This is a genomic window from Flavobacteriales bacterium (assembly GCA_019694795.1).
In the GTDB taxonomy this organism is placed as follows: Bacteria; Bacteroidota; Bacteroidia; order Flavobacteriales_D; family UBA2798; genus UBA2798.
Window position 1 is genome coordinate 1 of record JAIBBF010000083.1, and the last position, 8,699, is coordinate 8,699.

Annotated in this window: 7 protein-coding genes; 6 read left to right on the plus strand and 1 reads right to left on the minus strand. The window is 40.9% G+C overall.

Annotation, left to right across the window (positions count from 1 at the left end):
- The first annotated feature begins 71 nt into the window (after positions 1 to 71).
- From K1X56_14100 to clpB, 4 genes are all read left to right on the plus strand, one after another.
- A complete protein-coding gene (locus K1X56_14100; GenBank protein ID MBX7095850.1) occupies positions 72 to 1,559 on the plus strand; it encodes a T9SS type A sorting domain-containing protein in 1,488 nt (495 codons plus the stop codon).
- Between the two features lie 131 nt (positions 1,560 to 1,690).
- Positions 1,691 to 1,942, plus strand: a complete 252-nt coding sequence (locus tag K1X56_14105) for a hypothetical protein (GenBank protein MBX7095851.1) — start codon at positions 1,691 to 1,693, stop codon at positions 1,940 to 1,942.
- Positions 1,942 to 2,697, plus strand: coding sequence for a C40 family peptidase (locus K1X56_14110; protein ID MBX7095852.1), 756 nt, complete (start codon positions 1,942 to 1,944; stop codon positions 2,695 to 2,697). The genes K1X56_14105 and K1X56_14110 overlap by 1 nt, the downstream gene beginning before the upstream one ends.
- Positions 2,698 to 2,830: 133 nt before the next feature.
- Positions 2,831 to 5,455 (plus strand): ATP-dependent chaperone ClpB, encoded by a 2,625-nt coding sequence (gene clpB / locus K1X56_14115; protein MBX7095853.1) that lies wholly within the window; start codon positions 2,831 to 2,833, stop codon positions 5,453 to 5,455.
- A gap of 86 nt (positions 5,456 to 5,541) precedes the next feature.
- Here the strand turns inward: clpB and K1X56_14120 are convergent, their stop codons facing one another.
- Positions 5,542 to 6,276: a hypothetical protein gene (locus tag K1X56_14120; GenBank protein ID MBX7095854.1), complete on the minus strand. Its 735-nt coding sequence runs from the start codon at positions 6,274 to 6,276 to the stop codon at positions 5,542 to 5,544.
- 178 nt (positions 6,277 to 6,454) lie between these two features.
- Between K1X56_14120 and K1X56_14125 the strand changes: the two genes are divergently transcribed.
- Both K1X56_14125 and K1X56_14130 read left to right on the plus strand, forming a co-directional pair.
- On the plus strand, positions 6,455 to 7,273 hold the full coding sequence (locus tag K1X56_14125) for an NAD(P)-dependent oxidoreductase (protein MBX7095855.1): 819 nt from the start codon (positions 6,455 to 6,457) through the stop codon (positions 7,271 to 7,273).
- 216 nt (positions 7,274 to 7,489) lie between these two features.
- The gene (locus K1X56_14130) at positions 7,490 to 8,674 is read left to right on the plus strand and encodes a T9SS type A sorting domain-containing protein (GenBank protein MBX7095856.1); all 1,185 of its coding nucleotides are present in this window, start codon (positions 7,490 to 7,492) and stop codon (positions 8,672 to 8,674) included.
- Positions 8,675 to 8,699 lie beyond the last annotated feature (25 nt).

Sequence of the window (8,699 nt, forward strand, 5' to 3'; positions counted from 1 at the left end):
AAATGACGGCATCCAAATGCATTTTATGTTCTGAATTGATTAAATTGGTTATTGGAAATCAAGTCTGAATAGTGAAAAAACTCATCCTATACCTCTGTTTTTGTTTCATCATTCCTGTTGGCCATGCGCAGATATATTTTAACCGGGATATTGATCACTTTTCGGCGCCCTGGGAAAGTGGAATTGGTATTGTGAGTGACTCCGGAAATTATTTTATCAATTACATGGTGTACGGTCACGGAGCTACCAATGGGTATGGATTGATGAAATTAGACAGTTTTGGAAATACCTTATTTGACCGATTTTATCCACTGAATGGTTATCGGGCGTTTAGTGGTCTATCCGGATGTTTTATTCGCACAGTAGGTGGTAATTTAGTGGGATGCGGAGATCTCACCGATACGATTACCGGTGAATCATTTGGTTATATTTATGGCTACAATCATCAAGGCGATACCTTGTTTACTCGTTTGATAAGCGATTCCATAACGCTTTATAATATCGCGCCTACCAGCGATTCCGGATTTATTTGTACCGGGGTTCAATTAGTAGGAAATGAAAATATTGTTGCCATAAAGTATGATCGTTATGGAAATTTAGAATGGAGTAACCATTATGGAGGCACTACTGTTCAAATTGCAGCAACAGTTAAGGAACTTTCCACCGGAAGTTTTCTGATTAGCGGAACAGGATATGGTATTTGTGGTACAAAACAACATTTGGTCATAAAAATTTCATCTCAGGGTGCCTTCATCTGGCAAAAATGTTATCCGGCCGCTTTTCCTGAAGGAGGAATTGGGCTCTCCGATGAATTACCGGATGGAAACTTTTTAATTAGTGGAGCCAGAAACTATTCGAATTTTGATTACAGACCTTACCTGGCAAAAATTGATTCTCTGGATGGTACCATCATTTGGGAAAAAGTATATGCTGACCCTTCGGATGGTTCTGGTAGTTTTGGCCCTATGCTTATAAGTGATGATAATTCAATTATTAGTGTTGTTGGTCATTTTTATGATCTTTCCATTTATAAACTAACTCCAAGTGGCGACAGTATTTGGAGAAGGGATGGAATATCACCGTCTCAACAAGCAGCTGGGTATTTTTGGTCGATGACTTTAGTTAACGGAAATGAATTAGTTGGAACCGGTCAGACCGAGCCTTTTTTAGGAATCAGAAACGTCTGGGTTATGAAATTTGATCAGCATGGTTGCGATACCATTTGCTGGCCACCCGGTCCCATGGGAGGACTAGAATTTAATGTGGCGGATTCGATAACAAGTGGTATAACTGACCGGGACAATGATTATCCCATTAAAGCATTTCCAAATCCGGCAGATGATCAACTCTGGATTGAACTCCCTCCCGATTTATTAAGCGCTATCGTTAGCCTGGAAATTTATAGCCTGGATGGAGCAAAAAAATACTCGGAAAAATTGCCCGCATCCCATTTAAAATTCCCTGTTTCGCTAAGCGGATTAACAAATGGAATCTATTTTCTGAAAATTTCAGACAGCAGCAAAACTTATTATTATAAAAAATTAGTAGTGATGCATTAGGGGATTATTCAATTATTTATTCATTTCTATTCATGCCAATTTTCCTAAATCCACTGCTTTTCATCATTCTTCCTTTTTTTGCTTTCTTTTTTTCACCATTGGTGAAATTGAATGATTAGATTTGCAGCATCATGCAAGGAAAAGTTGCTGTATTTATCATACTTGCCTCAGGAATCGCACTTTTAATGGGTGCATTGGTTTCCTGGTCGCCATTAATGGAAAGTGAGCGCTTATCGTTTTTAAAGCGAAAGTTTGGTGCCAGAGGTTTACAATTAACGCTTATTTTAATTTCCCTGCTTATTTTATCGCTGGGTGTGTATTTATTCAACAGTGGAAAACTGGAACAACATCCACGTAAAGAAGATGTGATTTTTCAATTTTAATGAAACACGGTTATTGTCATATTCCCCTCGCCCCTCTTCGATTGGATCCTTCGGACCGAAGTGAAATGGTTTCTCAGGTTTTGTTCGGGGAATGTTTTGAAATTATTGAACGAGCAGAAAAGTGGAGTCGCATTAAACTGGCGAATGACGGCTATGAAGGTTGGCTCGACAATAAGCAATATGAATATTTGTTTGCGGATCAGTTCGACTTTTTAAAATCTAAACCCGGATTAAAAGTGGCCGAACATTTTGCACGAATGCAAAGTAATGGTCAAACCATGTACCTGCCCTTTGGATCTTCTTTACCTTATTTTGATAAAGGCAGTTTTAAAATCGGTAAAAACGAATTTGAATACCTTGGTAAATATTCGCCTTTATCATCACCCGGTGATGCCGCCATTGGTTTTTTAAACGCTCCATATTTATGGGGTGGCAAATCAATTCTGGGAATCGATTGTTCCGGTCTTACACAATGCGTTTTTTCAGTTTTAAATATTCAACTTCCGCGGGATGCCTATCAGCAAGCCGAGCTTGGAGATACGATTAATTTTGTGGAAGAATGCAAGGAAGGAGATCTGGCCTTTTTTGATAATGCCGAAGGGAGAATCATTCATGTAGGCATGCTTCTTTCTGATTCACGAATTATTCATGCCTCCGGTAAAGTGCGCATTGATAAACTGGACCATGAAGGGATTTACAATGAGGATAGCAAATCTTATTCGCACAAGCTGCGTATTATAAAACGCATTATCTGACGAATTGACATTTCTCCTGTTCCGGGAGCGCCAATTTTTCTTCTTTTTCTTTAGAAACGAGTCAAAATTTCAGTCTTTTCTCCCGCTTTTGCCTTTGGTTTATACTTTGAGGCGGATAAGAAAAACGAATACAATGGACTTTAGTAAATTCACCATTAAATCGCAGGAAGCGGTTCAGCAGGCCCAACAATTGGCAATGGAGAACCAAAACCAGCAGATTGAAGTTGGACATTTGTTAAAAGGAATTTTGAATGTTGACGAGAATGTTACGCCTTACATTTTAAAAAAGCTGAATGCAAATACCAATGTAATGAGCCAGGCGCTCGACCGCATTATTTCGGGATATCCGAAAGTGAGTGGCGGACAGGAATATTTATCGCGCAATGCGAATCAAGCCTTGCAAAAAGCATTTGGTTTTCTGAAAGAATTTGGCGACGAGTTTGTGTCGATTGAACATTTGCTCCTCGGAATTCTCTCAGTGAGCGATAATGCTTCGCAATTGCTTAAAGATGCAGGCGTAAATGAAAAAGACCTGAAAACTGCCATTAAAGAATTAAGAAAAGGAAGTAAGGTTACTTCTGCTTCACAAGAGGAAACCTACAATTCCCTGAATAAGTTCGCAAAGAATCTGAATGATCTGGCATCGAAAGGCAAACTCGATCCGGTGATTGGTCGCGACGAAGAGATTCGCCGTGTTTTGCAGATTCTTTCGCGCAGAACAAAAAATAATCCGATTCTGATTGGTGAACCGGGTGTGGGTAAAACAGCAATTGCCGAAGGGTTGGCCCATCGTATTGTAAATGGAGATGTTCCCGAAAACCTGAAATCGAAACAAATTTATTCGCTGGATATGGGCGCGCTTGTTGCAGGTGCCAAATACAAAGGTGAGTTTGAGGAACGATTAAAATCCGTTGTAAAAGAAGTGATTTCTGCCGAAGGAGAAATTGTTTTATTCATTGATGAAATTCACACGCTGGTAGGTGCCGGAGGTGGTGAAGGCGCAATGGATGCTGCCAATATTTTAAAACCCGCTTTAGCCCGCGGAGAACTGAGAGCCATTGGTGCAACTACGCTGAATGAATATCAAAAATATTTTGAAAAAGATAAAGCACTTGAGCGTCGTTTTCAGAAAGTTTTGGTGGATGAACCTTCTTCTGAAGATGCCATTTCTATTCTGCGTGGTATTAAAGATAAATACGAAAACCATCACAAGGTGCTCATAAAAGATGAAGCGATTATTTCTGCCGTAGAATTATCGCAACGTTATATTACCGACCGTTTTTTACCGGATAAAGCGATTGACCTGATTGATGAAGCAGCTTCTAAGCTTCGTATGGAAATTAATTCCAAACCCGAAGAACTGGATGAACTGGATCGCAGAATTATGCAGCTGGAAATTGAACGTGAAGCCATCAAACGTGAAAACGATACCAAAAAACTGGAACAACTTCAATCTGAGCTGGCCAATCTGAATGAACAACGCAATGCCTTTATGGCAAAATGGAAAGCAGAAAAAGATGTGGTGGATTCGATTCAGCATATGAAGGAAGAAATTGAATCGCTGAAACTACAGGCTGAACAAGCTGAGCGTAATGGCGATTATGGAAAAGTGGCCGAAATCCGATACGGGAGATTGCAGGAAAGTGAGCGCAAACTCGAAGAACAGAAAAAAGCGCTGGCCGAAATGCAAACGAAATCGAAAATGATTAAGGAGGAAGTCACCAGTGAAGAAATTGCTGAAGTGGTGAGTAAATGGACCGGCATTCCCGTAAATAAAATGCTGGAAAGTGAAAAAGAAAAATTACTTCGCCTCGAAGATGAATTGCATAAGCGGGTTGTTGGACAAGAAGAAGCCATTGTTGCCGTTGCCGATGCCGTTAGAAGGAGTCGCGCCGGATTGCAGGACCAGAAGCGTCCGATTGGTTCGTTTATTTTTCTTGGTACCACCGGTGTTGGTAAAACCGAATTGGCAAAAGCACTCAGCGAATTTTTATTCAACGATGAAAATTCCATGACCCGAATCGACATGAGCGAATATCAGGAGCGACACAGTGTTTCCCGTTTAGTGGGAGCTCCTCCGGGCTATGTGGGTTATGATGAAGGCGGACAATTAACCGAAGCTGTTCGCAGAAAACCTTACAGCGTAGTGTTGCTTGATGAAATTGAAAAAGCACATCCGGATGTATTCAACATTTTGTTGCAGGTGCTGGACGACGGACGTTTAACCGACAATAAAGGTCGTGTGGTGAATTTTAAAAACACCATCATCATTATGACTTCCAACATCGGATCGCACATTATTCAGGAGAATTTTGAAAAAATGAGCAAAAAAGATCCGGAAGAAGTGGCTGAGATTACCAAAAACGAAGTGTTCGAATTACTCAAACAAAGTGTTCGTCCCGAGTTTTTGAATCGTATCGACGAGATCATCATGTTTAAACCGCTGGATAAAAAAGAAGTGAAGAACATTGTAAAACTTCAACTCCATCAGTTGGCTGTAACTCTAAAGAAAAACGATATTCTGCTCCACATTACATCTGAAGCAGTGGATATGATTTCAACTCTAGGTTTCGATCCGCAATTTGGTGCTCGTCCGGTAAAACGGGTGATTCAAAAACAAGTTCTCAATGAACTTTCAAAAAATCTCCTTGCGGGGAAAGTGAGTCGCGATGAAGTTATCGTTATGGATGCCATCGACGGAAAAGTAGTGTTTCGTCGTCCCATTAAAAAAGAGGAAGAAATTCCACTCAACGCATAAACAATGCAAGCAGGCGTTTTCCGGTTGGTTTTGGTTTGTGGATTACCGGACAAAGCCCGGGCGGGGTCGAAATGATCCCGCCTTTTTTATGAACGGTGTTTTCGTCCGAGTTTTAGATCGAGAATAATGCTTTTGATTTCCTGTCCCGCAATGCGGTATTCTTCTTTTTCGAAGAGCAGGTACAGCATTAAAAAATCTTCTGCCGCTCCCACCAGATCAAATGCTTTTTCGCGTGCTTTTGCCCGTGCCAGTAAATTTTCTTCGGAATAACTTTCCTTCAGTTTTAATTCAGCGAGTCCGATTTCCGTATGCATTCTCCGCTTAAAATTCAAGAGGTATTTCTCCAGCAATTTAGCGTTGGTGTCGCCCTTTACCTTGTCATTGTAGCTTTGCAAATACATCTGCGCTTCCGGAAATTTTCCGAGTAGCATGCAGACATAACTTAATTTTAAGGTGATGGTTTTTTCCTTCGGAATGATGGCCAGACATTCTTCATAATCCTTTAGTGCTTCATCATCCATTTCGAGCAGTAAATACACATCTGCCCGTTCTGCAATGGCCTGGTGGAGGGAATGTTTTTCGTTGATGGTTTGATTATAATCGGCCAGTGCTTTTTCCAATTCGCCATGTTCAATAAAAAATCGTGCTCGTGCCAAAAAATGTTCGGCGGTTGGTTCTTCCATCAGGGCTTCTTCCAATACCAGGAGATTTTTTTTCGAAAGCGGATCTTTCAACTCCTTTTTTCCCGGCCATAGCGATTTGGTCCAGCTCCATCCAAATAGTCCGGTGCGCAAATGATCGGGAATAACAAATTTCTCCACCTTCAAATTTACGATTTATCAGAGTGCAGCAGGCGATTAGTCCGGTAAAATTCTGTTGTTTGTTTTTAAATGTTCCTCTCTCCTGCAGTACTTCAGGCAATTGAATTGGCATTTTTCTCCCATCCTGTTCCTCTGTTTATGCAAGGGATGATTTCCTATCTTTGAGAAAACAAAAACCATGAGCTTAAAAGGAAAAACAGTCATCATCAGCGGCGGGAGTCGTGGTATTGGCAAGGCCATTGCATTGAAGTTAGCATCACAAGGTGCCAATATTGCCATAGCGGCCAAAACAGCGGAGCCTCATCCGAAACTGGAAGGAACTATTTTTTCGGCCGTGGAAGATATTATTAAAGCCGGAGGAAATGGACTCGCCATTCAATGCGACGTGCGGGAAGATGAGCAGGTTGAAAATGCCATTGCAAAAACAGTGGAAACATTCGGCGGAATCGATATCGTGATCAATAATGCATCTGCCATTAATCTTTCGCCCTCTTCTACGCTACAAATGAAGTCCTACGATTTAATGATGGACATTAATGTGCGGGGCACTTATTTACTTACCAAATCGGCCTTACCTCATTTAAAGCAATCGTCGCACGCACACATTCTCACTTTATCTCCGCCATTAAATCTGGATCCGAAATGGTTTTCGCGGCACATGGCGTATACGATGGCCAAATACGGAATGAGCATGGCGGCTCTTGGATTTAGTCAGGAATACAAAAAATTCAATATCGCATCCAATGCTTTATGGCCAAGAACAACCATTGCCACAGCTGCCATACAGAATATTGTTGGTGGTGAAGAAATGATGAAAATTTCGCGCAAACCTGAAATCATGGCCGATGCTGCATTGGAAATTTTAAAACGAAATCCGCAAACATGCAACGGTAATTTCTTTATTGATGAAGAAGTATTGCGCGAATCCGGTATCAGCGATTTCAGTAATTACGCAGTAGATCCGAAAGCGCAATTAATGACCGATCTGTTTTTATAAAAGAATCCCCGTAATTGTACCGATGAAGAAAATTTTTCATTGGTAGTTCGACCTAATTCTATCGCTTAAATGGTCACTCCGTATTCTTACTGAGTGACTTTTTTTTATCCTTTTCCATAGCCGGTTCATCCGGAATTAAGCCCGCTTACGCTAATTCCAACATCCTTTTGCAATCTACCTAAGTATAAATAGCCAGAACCCACTCAACCAAAAGCTATGAAACAATTATTCTACTTATTTATTTCCATAGGAAGTATGAGTGCATTAAATGCACAACCAATTGTTTCGTACGACTGGAACTCGAGCACTGCAACAGTTTCAACGATTGGTCCCTCCCCTATTTCCATTAGTTCATCTGCACGATCGCACACGGGTGGTAATTATGGAACCAAAGGTTTAAATCCAAGTTTACCTAAACAAGATTTAAACATGACCTTTGATGGTTCTTATTTCGATGTAAACGGGATTGATATTACCATCGATTTTCAGCGCGATGAATCAGTTGGAAGTTTTGTAAGCCGCGGTTCAGGGTTCGATTTCGGAATGAACGGTGGAAATTTATCCGTAAAATTTCGTGTAGATAACGGAATGGGCGGACACAATACCATTAATTCGGGAAATGTGTTTTCTATTCCCAACGATGATGTTTTTAGAACGTACCGATTTTTTTATTTACCCTCATCTGGTCAAGCTGCTTTGTTGGTAGACAATTCCATCGTTTGGAGTTATGATGGTCCGGACTCCCGCAATTTAAACTGGAGCGGTGCAGGCGATTTAGTGGTTGGTTTACTCATGGATGGAAATGGAGCAGATAAAACGGTATTCGATAATCTAATGATTTCAAGTGTTACCACTTCTCCTCTTCCTATTGAACTGACCCGTTTTGATGTAGAGGAAGAAAATGAAAATACAGTGGCTATCCGATGGACAACTGCATCAGAAAGCAATAACGACCACTTCGAAATTGAACGTTCGGCAGATGGAATGAACTGGGATGTTATTGGTAAAACCAGCGGAACAGGAAATAGTAATTCAACCACTGTTTATGAAAGCATGGACTATTCGCCGCTTGAGGGTTTATCTTATTATCGCCTTGTACAAACCGACCGCGATGGTAACTCCACTATTTTTCCGGCGGTATCCATTGAACGATCATTTCCCATTACAGAAATTTCGGTTTACCCCAATCCTGTGAGTGAACGATTAACGATTCGTACCGATATGTCAGATCATTCTTATTCGGTAGAATTGTTTGATTTATCCGGAAGAATTTATTCCAGCGCCACCATTAACAATGGTACTGCAACCATCGATGTGTCTTCTATTCCCGACGGAAGTTATTATGTTGCCGTAAAAAGCGGAAATAACATCAGCGGCAAACAAGTGATGATTCGTCACTAAGGCATCCAGCGGTAATGACCAACAA